Source organism: Synechococcus sp. BS55D (assembly GCF_004332415.1).
Classification (GTDB): domain Bacteria; phylum Cyanobacteriota; class Cyanobacteriia; order PCC-6307; family Cyanobiaceae; genus Synechococcus_C.
Genome location: NZ_PHQT01000004.1, coordinates 188,255 through 203,957, shown reverse-complemented (window position 1 = coordinate 203,957; position 15,703 = coordinate 188,255). Strand labels below are relative to the sequence as shown.

Sequence of the window (15,703 nt, the reverse complement as noted above, 5' to 3'; positions counted from 1 at the left end):
CACCCTGCACAAGTGCACGTGAAGGTCTGTCATGGGAACACACTCCTAGGATCCGGCCCGACGGCAGCGACGTATGGCCACGGCAGAACAGGCGACAACGGCTCTGACAGCGATCGTCGACAGCGGCAGCGGACGTTCAGCCCTGGAACTTGGCTGGATTGACCGCATCCGCGTCAGCCCACCTCGAGCGGTGATTCGGCTGAATTTGCCCGGATTTGCCCAGAGCCAGCGCGAGCGGATCGTGCAGGAGAGTCGAACCAGGCTGCTGGAAATCGACGGCATCAGCGATGTGCAGATCGAAGTGGGATCGCCACCACCCCAGCACTCTGGAACGCAGCCAGGTGGCATCGGCCATGCCGGCCACGGTCAAGTGGCAGAGCGACAAGCGATTCCAGGCGTTCGACGGGTGATCGCTGTCAGCAGTGGCAAGGGCGGTGTCGGCAAGAGCACCGTGGCCGTGAACCTGGCCTGTGCCCTGGCGCGCCAGGGGCTCAAGGTGGGGCTTCTGGATGCTGATATCTACGGACCCAACGCTCCCACCATGCTTGGCGTGGCGGACCAGACGCCGCAGGTGGAGGGGAGCGGCAGCGAGCAACGCATGACCCCCATCGAAACCTGTGGACTCGCCATGGTTTCGATGGGCCTACTGATCGACGAAGACCAGCCGGTGATCTGGAGAGGACCGATGCTGAACGGCATCATTCGTCAGTTCCTCTATCAGGTGAACTGGGGTGAACGGGACGTTCTTGTGGTGGATCTGCCGCCCGGCACCGGTGATGCTCAGCTCTCCCTCGCGCAGGCCGTTCCAATGGCCGGAGTTCTGATTGTGACCACTCCGCAGCAGGTGGCACTTCAGGATGCCCGTCGCGGCCTGGCCATGTTCCGGCAGATGTCGATCCCCGTGCTGGGGGTGATCGAAAACATGAGCGAGTTCATCCCTCCGGATCAACCGGAACGCCGCTACGCCCTCTTCGGTGAAGGGGGCGGCCAACGGCTCGCTGATGAGTTCGAGACCGATCTTTTGGCCAAAATCCCCCTGGAAATGCCCGTGCTCTCAGGCGGAGATCAAGGGCGGCCGATTGTGATCAACCAACCTGAATCTGCCAGTGCTCAGGTCTTCATTCAGTTGGCCGAGACGGTCCTTCCCCTGATCGCCCAGAGCAACTGATCATGCAAAGCGGCTTGCCATGGGCTAATCGGAGGCGTCGTTCGCGCCTACCGGGCATGGGAAGCCGACGCAGGGACACCGAGCGTGTCCTCTGGTGGATCCCCCTGGCCCTTGTCGCCATCGCGGGGGTGTTGATCGCCAGCACCCAGCGTCAGGCCGAATACGCCGACTGGTACCAACACTGGATTACAGCGGCCTTCGGGGTCGGGATTGCCCTGCTTCTGGCGCGGTTGAACCTGGAACGGCTCAAACCGCTGTTGATCCCCATCTACGGCCTCACGGTGATCAGCCTGATCGCTGTACGCCTGATCGGCACATCCGCTCTCGGAGCCCAGCGCTGGATCAGCATTGCTGGAGTGCACGTGCAGCCGTCGGAATTCGCCAAGCTTTCAGCCATTCTTCTGTTGGCTGCGGTGCTTGACCGGCACCCTGTGGAGCGACCGGTTGACCTTCTCCGCCCACTCGGGGTGATTTCCCTTCCCTGGCTTCTGGTCTTCATCCAGCCCGACCTCGGCACCTCCCTGGTGTTCGGAGCCCTCCTGCTCACGATGCTCTATTGGTCGGGGATGCCGTTTGCATGGCTCGTGCTGCTCTTAGCCCCCCTGGGCACGGCACTTTTGGCTGGCCTCCTCCCTTGGGCTCTCACGGCTTGGGTGCCGCTGATGATGCTGGTGGCTTACCGGTCCCTCCCGTGGAAGCGACTGGCAGCTGGAGCCGTCCTGGCGATCCAGGGAGCTGTGTCCCTGATCACCCCTTGGCTGTGGATGCATGGGCTCAAGGACTACCAACGTGATCGCCTCGTGCTGTTTCTAGACCCCAGCAAAGATCCCCTAGGCGGCGGCTACCACCTCCTGCAAAGCACGGTGGGGATCGGATCTGGAGGGTGGTTCGGCACGGGGCTCTTGCAGGGCCAGCTCACCAAACTTCGCTTCATTCCCGAACAGCACACCGACTTCATCTTCAGCGCTCTTGGTGAGGAAACGGGCTACGTCGGCACGGTGCTGGTGGTGGTGGGCTTCGCCGTGCTGATGGGGCGCATGCTTCAGGTGGCGAACCGGTCCCGCACCGACTTCGAATCGCTGATCGTGATCGGAGTGGCCACCATGCTGATGTTCCAAGTGGTGGTGAACATCTTCATGACCATCGGCCTTGGCCCAGTGACAGGCATCCCCCTGCCATTCATGAGTTATGGGAGATCCGCCATGGTTGTGAACTTCATCGCGCTCGGCCTTTGTCTTTCGGTCGCTCGCAGGGAACGCAACGCCCAGAACCGGTGACCACCTCCCCATCACTGAAGGCCATTCAGGCCTGCATGGCCGAAGGCGTCCCCCCCTCCGGATCTGACGATGCCAGTGCACGCCGTCTCTGGTGGGCCGCGCTCGACACCCTCCAGGAGCAACTGCAGGAGCAAAGCTCAACCACGGGTGGACTGTGGCTGGCGGCCCCCCTCCCTGCCCTCTATGACCCCACCCTGCTGAAGGCGATGCGCGGTTGGGTCTGGAGCCCCAATCCCCAGGGTTTACCCCAGCTCGGTCCGGCTGGACCGACAGCAGCGCCCGGTGATCCCTACAAACAGCTCCCGCTGCACCCAGACGATGGCCACGATCCACTGCTGGTCGTCATCCAGCCAACGCTGCAGGTAGCACTGGCCCTGCAAGGCCCGCCGGACCAGAGACAGCTGCTCATGCGCAGTGACCCAAAGACCCTCGGCGCCATCCTGAGCTTGCTGGAACAACGCCTACGCGCGGATGCGCCAGATCAGGCCGATGCGCTCCATGAAGCAATCCGAGCCCTGGGCTCTCTGCAGAGCAGTCGTGCCTACGGCGAGCAGTTCTGGCCAGTGGTGGCGGAGCGCCTGGCGCGTATGGCCCCCAGTCTGACCCTTCAGACCCTGAGGGATGAGCCTGGGCGAGGGGACAGCAACGAGCCGATCGAGGGCGATCAGTACGAGGGCGGAGCCGAAGCGGAACTCTCCTTGTTGGAAGCGATCACCCATGAAGTCAGAACACCGCTCGCCACAATCCGCACCTTGATCAGATCCCTGCTACGACGCCGCGATCTTGCACCGGTGGTCATGGAACGACTTCAGCAGATCGACAGTGAATGCACCGAGCAGATCGACCGCTTCGGACTGATTTTCCACGCTGCCGAACTGCAGCGACAACCCTCTGAGCCAGCAGAATTGGCCCAGACAGATTTAGGCGCCGTTCTCCAGCATCTGGCTCCTGGATGGCAGATGCTCCTAGAGCGGCGAGGTCTGGCTCTGCAGATTGAGATCAGCCCGAATCTCCCAGCGGTGCTCAGTGACCCAAGCCGACTGGAACCGATGCTCGGAGGACTGATCGACCGCAGCAGTCGGGGGTTGCAACAGGGCGGTCAACTCGTGCTTCAACTGCGCCCTGCCGGAGCTCGACTGAAACTACAGATCCGCGGTTACAACCCCAGTGAGCAGGGGCGAGGCCTTGGAACCGCCGAGCCCACAGCTGAGCTCGGGCCTGTTCTCAGCTGGAACCCAGGCACCGGCAGCCTCCAACTGAGTCAGGCGGCTACGCGTCGACTGCTGGCCAGCCTTGGGGGTCGTCTCGCCCAGCAGCGGGATCGCGGCCTCACGGTGTTCTTCCCCGTTGCAGGGAGGAGCCAATGTTGACGGGTGTGAAGCTTGCCCACCAGAGGTGAGATCAGACCGTAATCACGGTGCTACTTTCCAGCCGTAACGGCATGCCGATTTTTCGAGGACAGCCATGACAGCAACGGCGTTGAACGGTCAGCTCCCCCAGTTCATCGGCAGCACCGGTGGACTTCTGAACGCCGCAGAGACCGAAGAGAAGTACGCCATCACCTGGACCAGCTCCTCCGCCCAGGCTTTTGAGCTTCCCACCGGTGGCGCGGCGATGATGAACCAGGGCGAAAACATCATGTATTTCGCTCGCAAAGAGCAGTGTCTTGCCCTTGGCACCCAGCTGCGCACCAAGTTCAAGCCCCGGATCGAGGACTACAAGATCTATCGCATCTTCCCCGGTGGTGACACTGAGTTCCTCCATCCCAAGGACGGCGTTTTCCCTGAAAAAGTGAACGACGGCCGCGCCATGGTGGGCCATAACCCCCGTCGGATCGGTGCCAATCCAGATCCCGCCACCCTGAAGTTCAGCGGTCGCAACACCTTCGACGCCTGAGCCCCGCGGTCAACGGTCGGCTGCAACAATCCCTTCATGCTCAGCCCTGACCGCGCCGCCTTCTTCGAGGCAGCTGCCGCTGGTGCCAGGTTCATTCCTGTTGCACAAAGCTGGCCTGCCGACCTGGAGACCCCTCTCACCACCTGGCTGAAAGTGGGGGAGGGGCGTCCTCCTGGTGTTCTTCTTGAGTCAGTCGAGGGCGGTGAAACCCTTGGCCGGTGGAGCGTGATCGCCTGCGATCCTCTGTGGACCCTCACAGCCCGAGGGCATCAACTCACCAAGTGCTGGCGCGATGGGAAAGAAGAGCGCTTTGAAGGCAATCCGTTCGAGCTGCTGCGCAGCAGCTTGGAGGCTTACAAAACCGCTTCGATTCCTGGCTTGCCGCCCCTTGGCCAGCTCTACGGCATCTGGGGCTATGAGCTGATCCGCTGGATCGAACCCAAGGTCCCGGTTCATCCATCAGCTCTCGATGACCCACCGGATGGAGTCTGGATGCTGATGGACAGCATCTTGATCATCGACCAGGCCAAGCGCCTCATCACTGCTGTTGCTTACGGCAATCTGAGCGGAAGCCATGCAAGCGCCGCCAACGCTGAAGAAGCCTGGGAGGACGCCCTGCAGCGCATCCAGCGCCTCGAGGAGCGCATGGCGGCCCCACTGCCCCCGATTCGCCCCTTGCGCTGGCGACCGAGTGAACAGACATCACCGCAGACCCGGAGCAATCGCAGCCAGGACAATTTCGAACAGGCCGTCCGCCACGGCCGCGAGCACATCGCCGCCGGCGACGTCTTCCAGCTGGTGCTGAGTCAGCGCCTGGAAACGCACGTACCCCATGAGCCCCTAGCGCTCTATCGAAGCCTGCGGATGGTCAATCCCTCCCCCTACATGGCCTTCTTCGACTTCGGGGACTGGCAACTGATTGGCTCCAGTCCTGAGGTGATGGTGAAAGCCGAGCCCGTTCCGGAAGGAATCCAAGCCAGCCTGCGGCCCATCGCCGGCACCCGCCCTCGAGGGCGCAACGAGCAGGAAGATCGCCAACTGGAGGAAGAGCTGCTCGCCGACCCCAAAGAGCGGGCCGAGCACGTGATGCTGGTGGACCTGGGCCGCAACGATCTGGGCAGAGTTTGTCAGCCCGGCTCAGTGCAGGTGCGCGACCTGATGGTGATCGAGCGCTATTCCCATGTCATGCACATTGTCAGCGAGGTGGAAGGGCTCCTTGCCTCGGGGAGAGACGTTTGGGATCTGCTGATGGCAGCCTTTCCTGCTGGCACGGTGAGCGGTGCACCCAAGATCCGGGCCATGCAGCTGATTCATGCCTTGGAGCCTGAGGCACGTGGGCCCTATTCAGGCGTTTATGGCGCAGTGGATCTGGCCGGAGCCCTCAATACCGCCATCACAATTCGCACCATGGTGGTTCGCCCTGATCCGGATGGGGGCTGGCGGGTTCAGGTGCAGGCCGGCGCGGGTGTTGTAGCCGATTCCAAACCCGAAGCTGAATACCAGGAAACTCTCAACAAGGCCCGCGGCATGCTGGCGGCCATCGCTTGCCTCGGGGATCCGCCCCCATGAGCCATCCCCTACTCCTGAAGGGCTTCGAGGTGGAACTGTTCACAGGCCGGCCTGACGGAGAGAACGTCGGGGTCGCCGGTCAGGCATGCCGTGAGCTGGAGGGCTTCGTAACCGAACCTGACCAGCGGAACCTCGAATACGTCACGCCACCAGAGGCCGACTACAGCTCCCTGCGGGAAGCCCTGATCAGCCCTCGACGCCGGCTGCGTCAGTGGCTGGCTCCTCGCCAGCTCACCCTGCTTCCCGGAAGCTGCCTGAGCCTGGGAGACCCGAGTCGATTCGAACGTACGGACCCTGACAATCCTTATCACGATCTGATCGAACGTTGTTATGGCACCCGTGTGGTGACCGCAAGCATCCACATCAACCTTGGCATCGCCGCCGCCGATGATCTGTTTCGGGCCCTGCGCCTTGTGCGTTGCGAAGCAGCCCTCTGGCTGGCGCTGAGCGCTAGCTCCCCCTTCCTGGGAGGCGCCGTCACCGGAGCCCATTCCCAACGTTGGCTGCAATTCCCACTCACACCACCCCAGGTGCCTCTGTTCCGTGACCAGACCCACTACGTGCAGTGGATGGAGGAGCAGCTGCAGGCGGGAAGCATGCACAACGTTCGCCATTTGTGGACGTCTGTGCGCCCCAACGGTCCACGACGTCCTCATGAACTCAACAGGCTCGAACTGCGCATCTGCGACCTGATCAGCGATCCAGACCTGCTGCTGGCGGTCACCACACTGCTTGAGCTTCGTGTGCTCGCCCTACTGGAAGGAGCGGAAGGACTGGACCCACTGCAAAGCAGCTCCCTCACACTGGATCAGCTGGCCGACCTTTGCGATGCCAATGAAACTGCTGCAGCCCGATGCAGTCTTGATGCCGAACTACGGCACTGGCAGGACGGCCGCCCGATCAACGGCAAGGACTGGCTGCGTCTCTTGCTGGCATCCGTCCAACCCCAAGCCATGAGGTTGGGCCTCAGCTCCCGCTTGGCACCAATCGACAAGGTGCTGCAGGACGGCAATCAGGCGATGCGCTGGCTCAAGGCCCATGCCAGCGGAACCCCCATCCGAGAGGTGATGCGCACCGCCATCGCCGAGATGGCCAGCGAAGAGCTCCCCATGAGCAGCGATTCAGGCGTTTTGGGATGATCATGGCCAGACCCGCAGACGGCCAACCCCTGATGCCTTCGACCTCCGCCCTCAACACCGAGTGCGACCCCAGCGGTTTGGCATCGCCAGCGCCGGGCGGAGATCAACTGCTCCAGCAGCGCCTGGAGCTGGTGGAGGACCTCTGGGAAACCGTTCTGCGCAGTGAGTGCCCTCCTGAGCAAGCAGAGCGCTTGCTGCAGATGAAGCAACTGAGTGCTCCCCTCGCCAGCGAACCCCAGAGTTCCGCGAGTGACGGCGTCGTTCAGCTGATCCGCGAGATGGATCTGGTCGAGGCGATCGCCGCGGCCCGGGCGTTCTCCCTTTATTTCCAATTGGTGAACATCCTCGAGCAGAGGATTGAGGAAGACAGCTACCTGGCGAGCATCAGCCGCTCCGCTGATCAGCCCGATCGGATCGATCCTTTTGCGCCGCCCCTTGCGAGCCAAACCGAACCAGCGACCTTCCAGGAACTGTTCGAGCGACTCAGGCGCTTGAACGTGCCACCGGCCCAGCTCGAGGCATTGCTTCAAAACCTCGATATCCGCCTGGTCTTCACAGCCCACCCCACGGAGATTGTTCGGCACACCGTGCGCCACAAGCAGAGGCGGGTGGCAACCCTGCTCCAACAGCTGCAGGGCAGTGCCGAGGTCAGCAAAGGGGATCAAGCCAGCCTGCGCCAACAGTTGGAAGAGGAGATCCGTCTTTGGTGGCGCACCGACGAGCTCCATCAATTCAAGCCGTCGGTGCTCGACGAGGTTGATTACGCCCTGCACTACTTCCAGCAGGTGCTCTTCGATGCCATGCCCCAGCTCCGGCGTCGGATCAGCTCGGCTCTCCAACAGAGCTATCCGGATGTACGCCTGCCACCCTCAGCCTTCTGCACCTTTGGTTCCTGGGTGGGCTCCGATCGGGATGGCAATCCCTCGGTGACACCTGAAATCACCTGGCGCACCGCCTGCTATCAGCGCCAGCTGATGCTCGATCGCTACGTCTCAGCGGTGCAGGACCTGCGCGACCAGCTGAGCATTTCGATGCAGTGGAGTCAGGTGAGTGCACCGCTCCTGGAATCGCTGGAAATGGACCGGTTGCGCTTTCCCGAGATCTATGAGGAGCGGGCAGCTCGCTACCGCCTGGAGCCCTATCGACTGAAGCTCAGCTACATGCTGGAACGCTTGCGGCTCACACAGCAACGCAATCAACAGCTCTCGGATGCAGGCTGGCGAACCCCTCCAGAGGGACTGATTCCTTGCCCGACTGGTGCCGCCGCCGGGAACAGCGCCGAAGCGCTGCACTACGACTCCGTCGCTGAATTCCGCAGTGATCTCGAGCTGATCCGTAACAGCCTGGTGAGCACCGAGCTGACTTGCGAACCACTGGACACATTGCTGACCCAGGTGCACATCTTTGGGTTTTCCCTGGCCAGTCTCGATATTCGCCAAGAGAGCACGCGCCACAGTGATGCCCTCGATGAGCTGACCCGCTATCTGCGACTTCCCACCGCCTACGGCGAGATGGATGAAGCGGCCAGGGTTCAATGGCTGCTCTCGGAAATGCAGACACGCCGCCCGCTGATCCCTCCAGCCGTGGAATGGTCCTCGACCACCGCGGAGACGATCGCGGTGTTCCGGATGCTCCATCGCCTTCAGGAGGAGTTCGGCAGTCGCATCTGCCGCACCTACGTGATCTCCATGAGTCACACCGTCTCCGATCTCCTGGAGGTGCTTCTCTTGGCCAAGGAAGCGGGCCTGGTGGATCCGGCTGCTCATCACGCCGATCTGCTTGTCGTGCCCCTGTTTGAAACGGTTGAGGACCTGCAGAGGGCGCCGGAAGTGATGGGCCAGCTGTTTGAGAATCCGCTCTACAGACAACTGTTGCCCCGGGTTGGCGAACAAGCCCAGCCCCTCCAGGAGTTGATGCTGGGTTATTCCGACAGCAACAAGGATTCAGGCTTCCTCTCGAGCAACTGGGAAATCCATCAGGCCCAGATCGCCCTCCAAGATCTGGCCAGCCGCCACGGCGTCGCCCTGCGCCTGTTCCATGGCCGCGGGGGCTCCGTGGGACGAGGAGGTGGCCCTGCTTACCAGGCGATCTTGGCTCAGCCCAGTGGCACTCTGCAGGGCCGCATCAAGATCACGGAGCAGGGAGAGGTCCTGGCCTCGAAATACAGCCTTCCCGAACTGGCGCTTTACAACCTGGAAACGGTCAGCACGGCTGTGGTTCAGAACAGCCTGGTGACCAATCAACTGGATGCCACCCCCAGCTGGAATGAATTGATGGCGCGGCTGGCCAGCCGGTCCCGCAGCCACTACCGAGCTCTGGTCCACGACAATCCCGACTTAGTGGCTTTTTTCCAGCAAGTCACGCCGATCGAGGAAATCAGCAAGTTGCAGATCTCCAGCCGACCGGCAAGGCGCAAGAGCGGTGCGAAGGATCTCTCTAGCCTTCGGGCGATTCCTTGGGTCTTCGGCTGGACGCAAAGTCGCTTCCTTCTGCCCAGCTGGTTTGGCGTTGGCACCGCACTCGCTGAGGAGGTGAGTTCCGATCCTGAACAATTGGAATTGCTGCGCCGGCTGCACCAGCGCTGGCCGTTCTTCCGGATGCTGATCTCCAAGGTGGAGATGACGCTCTCCAAGGTTGACCTTGACCTTGCCCACCATTACGTGTCCAGCCTGGGCAGAGCCGACCACCGCGAAGCCTTTGAACGCATTTACGCCACCATCGCGGCAGAGCACGACCTCACGCGACAGCTCGTGCTCGAAATCACCGGTCAAGATCGGCTCCTGGACGGTGATCCCGCGCTGCAGCTTTCAGTGGACCTACGCAACCGCACGATCGTGCCCCTCGGTTTCCTGCAGGTCGCACTCCTTCGGCGCTTGCGCGATCAGAACCGTCAACCACCCATGAGCGAGGCCCCGAACACCGATCCCGATGGCCGCACCTACAGCCGCAGCGAGCTGCTGCGCGGGGCGCTGCTCACCATCAATGGGATCGCTGCAGGGATGCGGAACACCGGCTGAGTGTCATTGCTTCCCTTCCGACAGCAAACACCGGTCCCCAGCCTTCCCGCCGGTTGTGCCCTCTATCAGGACCTCCCCCCTTCAGCAGAGGTCATCAATGAGCTGCTCCAAGCCTGCGCTGAACCGTGCCTGCCTCCGGAGCGTTGGGGAGCAGCCCTGGAACGGAGTCTTTGGAGCCTGAGCATCGTTTCAGAGATCGATGGTCAGCTCCTCGGCTTCGTGCGCGCCACCAGCGATCGTGCTCTCAATGCCAACCTATGGACGTTGGCGGTTCGACCTGGGGCGAATCAGGCTCAGTTGACTGTCGTCTTAGTGCATCGCTCCCTGGCGATCCTCCGTCGAGATCTACCCGGTTGCAGTATTTCAATCGCGGCACCGTCCTCAGCGCTTGCCGCACTCAAGAATCAAGGGTTCGTGTTGGACCCCGGCGGAATCCGAGCCATGGGACTCAAGCTCCGCTGACGAGGCGAAGACCGCAAAACTGACCACGAGCATGGAGGGACTCGAACCCCCGACCCTCAGAACCGGAATCTGATGCTCTATCCAACTGAGCTACATGCCCACAACGGCAAACACCGCTGCAGGGGGTGGATCCGCAGACCTCCCCGATCCGATTACCTTAGCGACACGTCGCACCCGGACCGATTCGGCTTCACCGGCTCGAACTGCAGGGTTTCCGCAACTACAGCCATCTGCAGCTGGAGATCGAATCACCCCGCTTGCTCGTCATCGGCAGCAACGGGATCGGAAAATCCAACCTGCTGGAAGCGGTTGAACTACTCGGCAGCCTGCGCTCCCATCGCTCCAGCCAGGATCAGGATCTGGTTCAGTGGGATCAGCCCAGGGCTCTGCTGCGAGCCATCACGCCAGACCAGGACCAGCTGGAGCTCGAGCTGCGCCGGCGAGGTGGTCGCCAGGCCCGCCGCAACGGCAAGGTGCTGGAACGTCAACTGGATCTGATCGGCCCCCTGCGCTGCGTCGGCTTCAGTGCGTTGGATCTCCATTTAGTGCGAGGGGAACCGGCGCTTCGCCGACAGTGGCTCGACAGGGTGGTGCTGCAGCTTGAGCCGATCTACAGCGAGTTGAACAGTCGCTATGGGCGCCTCCTGCGCCAGCGAGCCCAGCTCTGGAGACAGCACCGTGAAGGACCTGCATTCGATCCCTTGCTCGATGCCTTCGATGAACAGATGGCCCTGGTGAGCACCAGGATTCATCGCCGGCGCCGCCGGGCCCTAAGCCGACTCCAACCTCTAGCCGCTGCCTGGCAGAGACGCCTGAGCGACAACCACGAAAGCCTTGAGCTGAACTACCGGCCCGGCAGCGAGCTGGAGGGAGAGGAGGCGGAGGAACCCTGGCGGGAAGCGATTCAGCACCAGCTACGGATCCAACGGCTAGAGGAAGCACGCCTTGGCTCCTGCAGGGTTGGCCCCCACCGCGACGAAATCGATCTCCTTCTGAACGGCACCTCAGCGCGTCGCTTCGCCAGCGCAGGGCAGCAGCGCACCTTGGTGCTAGCCCTCAAGCTGGCGGAGCTGCAGCTGGTAGGGGAGCTGTGGGGGGAGCCACCACTCCTGCTGCTGGATGATGTCTTGGCTGAATTGGATCCTGTACGCCAGCTGGCTCTCCTTGAAGCGGTCGGGACCTCCCACCAGTGCCTGGTGAGCGCCACGCATCTCGATGCCTTTGAAGGGCAATGGCATCAGAACGCCCAGATCGTCGAGGCTGAATATCTGGCATCCAACGGGAACCTGAGGTAAGGTTGAGAGCTGTTTTCTTTTGAAGCCCTGATGGAGCAGACCCTGTCTTGCCTGCATCCCAACCCGGGATGGGGCGGCGCCGATTCCTCGCCAGCCGACAGTTCCACCACACCCAGTGCCACCGACATGGTGGGCAAACACTGCATTCTCGAGCTTTACGACTGCGACACCAGCAAGCTCGACGACGAAGCCTTTCTGAGGACCACCATCACGACAGCAGCGAAACGTGCTGGTGCCACACTCCTCAACCTGATCACCCATCGGTTCGAACCACAGGGCGTGACGGGGCTAGCTCTCCTGGCTGAATCTCACATTTCCATCCACACCTGGCCCGAAAGTGGCTACGCCGCTATCGATGTCTTCACGTGTGGTGATCACACCATGCCTGAACGGGCTTGCGACGTTCTCCGCAAGGAGCTCAAGGCAGGTCGCCATGCCCTTCGCAGTTTCCTGCGGGAGACCCCGGCAGCCTTGGTCGATAGCGAACGGACGCCGAGTCTTTCAGCGGCCTGAATCAAAGTCAGCCCCATGAATCAGAGGTGCCTTGCGAAGGTCGCCTCTGAAAGGCTGATGGCATTGATCCATCACGGATCAGACAACGAGTCCATTCCAAAGGGCTTTAATCGCGACTTTGGGACCGATCGCGGTTGAGCTTGCCGCTGACCAACCCCTCTAGATCGAGACTGACCGATGTGAAGCCCAAGCCCATCAGTGCCTCCACGAGGGCGCTGCGCAGCTGAGGCTCCACCAAGGAAGCGATTCGGTCCACAGGCACTTCCACCCTGGCCGCCTGGCCATGGCTACGCACGCGCACCTCCGGGAATCCCTGATGGCGCAACCACTCCTCGGCCGCCCCGACCCGACGCAGACGCGCCGCGGCAATCGGATCGCCGTAGGGAAAGCGGGAGGCCAAGCAGGGCTGGGCTGGCTTATTCCACCAGGGGAAACCAAGAACACGGGAGAGGCTGCGCACCATCAACTTGTCGATGGCCAATTCCGCCAGCGGGGAACGCACGCCGGCCAGACGCGCCGCATCGATTCCTGGTCTGTGATCCCCAAGATCGTCATGATTGACCCCATCCACCACCTGGGCAGCCCCGGCTGCCGCGGCGATGAGACCTAGATGGCGATGCAGTTCTCGCTTGCAGGCGAAGCAGCGGTCTTGGGGATTACTGGAATAAGCGGGATCATCCAGCTCTGCGGTTTGCACCTCCCGGTGCTCGATTCCCACCCAAACGGCCTGCTGCCTGGCCTCAGCGCGCAAATGGGGGGCCAGGGCCGGGGAAACCCCTGTAATCGCCAGAGCCATGGAACCAAGCTGTTCGAAGGCGATCGCCGCCACGAGGGTGCTGTCAACACCTCCGGAGTAGGCCACGCAAAGGCGCTCATGACGCCGCATCCACTGGCGCAGCTCCTCAAGCTTGCTGCGCTCATCAGCAGACAGTGTGAGCGTCTGATCCACTCGTTTCAGTGATGCCAATCGTTGGGATCAGGCTAGGGCGGCAAGCTGGTCACCCTGGGTAAGCTCCAAGGGCTATCCGACACGCCATGGCAGGGAATCGAAGGCCAGCCATCGGCATCGTCACGGCCGCTGACAGTCAAGAGCGCAGCCATGGACAGCTGCACGTCTATGACGGAGAGGGAAAGGGCAAGAGCCAGGCCGCTCTTGGTGTGGTGCTTCGCACCATTGGCCTGGGCATCTGCGAGCAGCGCCGCACCCGGGTGTTACTGCTGCGTTTCCTAAAAGGGCCTGGTCGGGCCTACGACGAAGATGCGGCAATCGAAGCGTTGCAGCAGGGCTTCCCCCATCTCATCGACCAGGTGCGTACCGGTCGGGGCGACTACTTCGGGGCTGATGAGGTCACCCGTTTCGATCGTCAGGAAGCACAGCGCGGCTGGGATATTGCCAAAGGAGCGATCGCGAGTGCCCTTTACTCCGTGGTGGTGCTTGATGAACTCAACCCCGTGCTCGAGCTGGGCCTGCTTGACATCGACGATGTCATGCGCAGTCTGAGGGAGCGCCCGGAGGGCATGGAAATCATCGTCACCGGCCGGGCGGCTCCGCGCCAGCTTGTGCAAATCGCTGATCTCCACTCCGAGATGCGTGCCCATCGGCGGCCGGCGCCCACGGACGGCAACGTGATCACGATTGAACCCCAAGGGGGGATCGAGATCTACACAGGCGAGGGAAAAGGCAAATCCACCAGCGCCCTTGGAAAGGCCCTACAGGCAATCGGCCGAGGCATCAGTCAGGACAAGAGCCACAGGGTGCTGATCCTCCAATGGCTCAAGGGGGGCAGCGGTTACACCGAGGACGCGGCAATCGCCGCTCTACGTGAGAGTTATCCCCATCTTGTGGACCATCTGCGCTCCGGGCGCGATGCCATTGTTTGGCGGGGCCAACAGCAACCGATCGACTACGTGGAAGCAGAGCGGGCCTGGGAAATCGCCCGTGCCGCTATCTCCAGCGGGCTCTACAAAACTGTGATCCTCGATGAACTCAATCCGAGCGTCGATCTGGAGTTATTACCAGTGGAGCCAATCGTGCAGACCCTGCTGCGCAAGCCTGCGGAAACGGAGGTCATCATCACCGGACGCTGCAAAAATCCTCCGGCCTATTTCGATCTGGCCAGCGTTCATTCCGAGATGGTGTGCCACAAGCATTACGCCGAACAGGGCGTTGATCTCAAACGCGGCGTGGATTACTAAGAGACCTCAGTAACGGGGAACAGCAGGATCGATCTGTTGGGACCAAGCATCAATTCCTCCATCAACATTGATGGCAACAATTCCTTGCTGGCTCAGCGCTGTCACCGCCTTAGCGGAACGACCGCCCAGCTTGCAATGCACATAGATCGGTCGATCGCCCGCCCGCTCTCGGATCGCCCCGAAGGCTTCGCCGCTTTCAATCGTTGCAAGGGGAAACAGCTCAGCCCCTGGGATCGCCGCAACCTCCACCTCCGCCTGATTGCGGACGTCGATCAGAAGCAGATCAGCTCCGGAATCGAGCAACGCTTTGAGCTCTTGCACGGAAATGCTTTCCACCTGCTCCTCCTGGGCAAAGGCGACGCCAGTGGTGCCGCAGAACGCTTGGTAGTCAATCAGGCCGGTGATCGGCTGTCGCGAAGGAGCTGGGGCGAGACGCAGCTCCCGAAAGCGCATGGCCAGACCGTCCACCAACAGCAGGCGACCATCCAGCGGATCGCCGATTCCTGTAATCAGTTTGATGACCTCAGTGGCCTGAATCAGACCAATCAGTCCAGGCATCACGCCAACAACGCCACCAGCAGCGCAGGAGGGAACGAGACCAGGGGGCGGTGGTTCCGGCACAAGATCGCGATAGTTCGGGCTTTCTGCCGTGCGATTGAAAACGCTCACCTGACCTGAGAACCCCTGGACCGACCCATAGATGCAGGGTTTTCCCAGGAGGACGCAGGCGTCATTCACCAAGTAGCGACTGGGGAAATTGTCAGTGCCATCGCAGACCAGGTCATAGGCACGCACAACGTCCAGGGCATTGTCGGAGCAGAGCATGGTGTCGTGCTCTTCCACCTGCACATGGGGATTGAGATCCCGAACCCGGGCCGCCGCCGAGCGAGTTTTCGAGTGCCCGATGCTGGCGCTGCCGTGAATCACCTGGCGCTGCAGATTCGAGGCTTCCACCCGATCAAAATCGACAATGCCGATTCGGCCCACCCCGGCAGCAGCGAGATAGAGCAAGAGAGGCGAGCCCAGGCCACCACTGCCCACGCACAGAACCGAGGCCCGCTTCAGGCGCAGCTGGCCCTCCAGTCCCACCTCTGGCAGTGCGAGGTGGCGTGCATACCTGGACCGCTCCTCATCACTCAGTTCGGGATGGCCGACGTCGTGATTGGGCATG

At 61.9% G+C, this 15,703-nt stretch carries 13 protein-coding genes and 1 tRNA gene; 11 read left to right on the top strand and 3 right to left on the bottom strand.

Annotation, left to right across the window (positions count from 1 at the left end):
• Positions 1-73: 73 nt before the first annotated feature.
• The 8 genes from CWE16_RS10365 to CWE16_RS10330 all read left to right on the top strand — a co-directional run bounded on the left by CWE16_RS10365 (position 74) and on the right by CWE16_RS10330 (position 10,528).
• On the top strand, positions 74-1,168 hold the full coding sequence (locus CWE16_RS10365; protein ID WP_131595214.1) for an Mrp/NBP35 family ATP-binding protein: 1,095 nt from the start codon (positions 74-76) through the stop codon (positions 1,166-1,168).
• 56 nt (positions 1,169-1,224) lie between these two features.
• Positions 1,225-2,445 carry a rod shape-determining protein RodA gene (gene rodA / locus CWE16_RS10360; protein WP_236629701.1) on the top strand — a complete coding sequence of 407 codons (1,221 nt, stop codon included), beginning with the start codon at positions 1,225-1,227 and terminating at the stop codon, positions 2,443-2,445.
• Positions 2,442-3,815 (top strand): sensor histidine kinase, encoded by a 1,374-nt coding sequence (locus CWE16_RS10355; RefSeq protein WP_236629689.1) that lies wholly within the window; start codon positions 2,442-2,444, stop codon positions 3,813-3,815. Before rodA ends, CWE16_RS10355 begins: the two co-directional genes overlap by 4 nt.
• 94 nt (positions 3,816-3,909) lie before the next feature.
• A complete protein-coding gene (locus CWE16_RS10350) occupies positions 3,910-4,341 on the top strand; it encodes a photosystem I reaction center subunit II PsaD (RefSeq protein ID WP_131456936.1) in 432 nt (143 codons plus the stop codon).
• 36 nt (positions 4,342-4,377) lie between these two features.
• The gene (locus tag CWE16_RS10345) at positions 4,378-5,910 is read left to right on the top strand and encodes an anthranilate synthase component I family protein (protein ID WP_131595210.1); all 1,533 of its coding nucleotides are present in this window, start codon (positions 4,378-4,380) and stop codon (positions 5,908-5,910) included.
• Entirely contained in the window at positions 5,907-7,049 is a 1,143-nt protein-coding gene (gshA, locus tag CWE16_RS10340) for a glutamate--cysteine ligase (RefSeq protein ID WP_131595208.1), read from the top strand. Before CWE16_RS10345 ends, gshA begins: the two co-directional genes overlap by 4 nt.
• A gap of 32 nt (positions 7,050-7,081) precedes the next feature.
• Positions 7,082-10,066, top strand: a complete 2,985-nt coding sequence (ppc, locus tag CWE16_RS10335) for a phosphoenolpyruvate carboxylase (RefSeq protein WP_236629688.1) — start codon at positions 7,082-7,084, stop codon at positions 10,064-10,066.
• Positions 10,067-10,528, top strand: a complete 462-nt coding sequence (locus CWE16_RS10330; protein WP_131595204.1) for an N-acetyltransferase — start codon at positions 10,067-10,069, stop codon at positions 10,526-10,528.
• Between the two features lie 26 nt (positions 10,529-10,554).
• Here the strand turns inward: CWE16_RS10330 and CWE16_RS10325 are convergent.
• Positions 10,555-10,628 (bottom strand) — tRNA-Arg (locus CWE16_RS10325).
• A gap of 103 nt (positions 10,629-10,731) precedes the next feature.
• Here CWE16_RS10325 and recF point away from each other — a divergent pair.
• Both recF and speD read left to right on the top strand, forming a co-directional pair.
• The gene (gene recF, locus CWE16_RS10320) at positions 10,732-11,823 is read left to right on the top strand and encodes a DNA replication/repair protein RecF (RefSeq protein WP_236629700.1); all 1,092 of its coding nucleotides are present in this window, start codon (positions 10,732-10,734) and stop codon (positions 11,821-11,823) included.
• 30 nt (positions 11,824-11,853) lie between these two features.
• Positions 11,854-12,336: an adenosylmethionine decarboxylase gene (gene speD, locus CWE16_RS10315; protein WP_131456924.1), complete on the top strand. Its 483-nt coding sequence runs from the start codon at positions 11,854-11,856 to the stop codon at positions 12,334-12,336.
• Positions 12,337-12,442: 106 nt separating this feature from the next.
• On the opposite strand, the gene larE is transcribed toward speD, so the two are convergent.
• Positions 12,443-13,285, bottom strand: coding sequence for an ATP-dependent sacrificial sulfur transferase LarE (gene larE / locus CWE16_RS10310; protein ID WP_236629687.1), 843 nt, complete (start codon positions 13,283-13,285; stop codon positions 12,443-12,445).
• 86 nt (positions 13,286-13,371) lie between these two features.
• Between larE and CWE16_RS10305 the strand changes: the two genes are divergently transcribed.
• Positions 13,372-14,532 carry a cob(I)yrinic acid a,c-diamide adenosyltransferase gene (locus CWE16_RS10305; protein WP_131456922.1) on the top strand — a complete coding sequence of 387 codons (1,161 nt, stop codon included), beginning with the start codon at positions 13,372-13,374 and terminating at the stop codon, positions 14,530-14,532.
• Positions 14,533-14,538: 6 nt separating this feature from the next.
• Here the strand turns inward: CWE16_RS10305 and moeB are convergent, their stop codons facing one another.
• Complete coding sequence (gene moeB, locus CWE16_RS10300) at positions 14,539-15,702, bottom strand: molybdopterin-synthase adenylyltransferase MoeB (protein WP_131595200.1); 1,164 nt, start codon at positions 15,700-15,702, stop codon at positions 14,539-14,541.
• Between the last annotated feature and the right edge of the window lies 1 nt (position 15,703).

Excerpts from the sequence above, each read along its gene's own strand:
- CWE16_RS10365 (WP_131595214.1), top strand. The coding sequence starts at position 74 with ATGGCCACGGCAGAACAGGCGACAACGGCTCTGACAGCGATCGTCGAC.
- rodA (WP_236629701.1), top strand. The coding sequence starts at position 1,225 with ATGGGAAGCCGACGCAGGGACACCGAGCGTGTCCTCTGGTGGATCCCC.
- CWE16_RS10350 (WP_131456936.1), top strand. The coding sequence starts at position 3,910 with ATGACAGCAACGGCGTTGAACGGTCAGCTCCCCCAGTTCATCGGCAGC.
- CWE16_RS10345 (WP_131595210.1), top strand. The coding sequence starts at position 4,378 with ATGCTCAGCCCTGACCGCGCCGCCTTCTTCGAGGCAGCTGCCGCTGGT.
- gshA (WP_131595208.1), top strand. The coding sequence starts at position 5,907 with ATGAGCCATCCCCTACTCCTGAAGGGCTTCGAGGTGGAACTGTTCACA.
- ppc (WP_236629688.1), top strand. The coding sequence starts at position 7,082 with ATGCCTTCGACCTCCGCCCTCAACACCGAGTGCGACCCCAGCGGTTTG.
- speD (WP_131456924.1), top strand. The coding sequence starts at position 11,854 with ATGGAGCAGACCCTGTCTTGCCTGCATCCCAACCCGGGATGGGGCGGC.
- CWE16_RS10305 (WP_131456922.1), top strand. The coding sequence starts at position 13,372 with ATGGCAGGGAATCGAAGGCCAGCCATCGGCATCGTCACGGCCGCTGAC.
- moeB (WP_131595200.1), bottom strand. The coding sequence starts at position 15,702 with ATGCCCAATCACGACGTCGGCCATCCCGAACTGAGTGATGAGGAGCGG.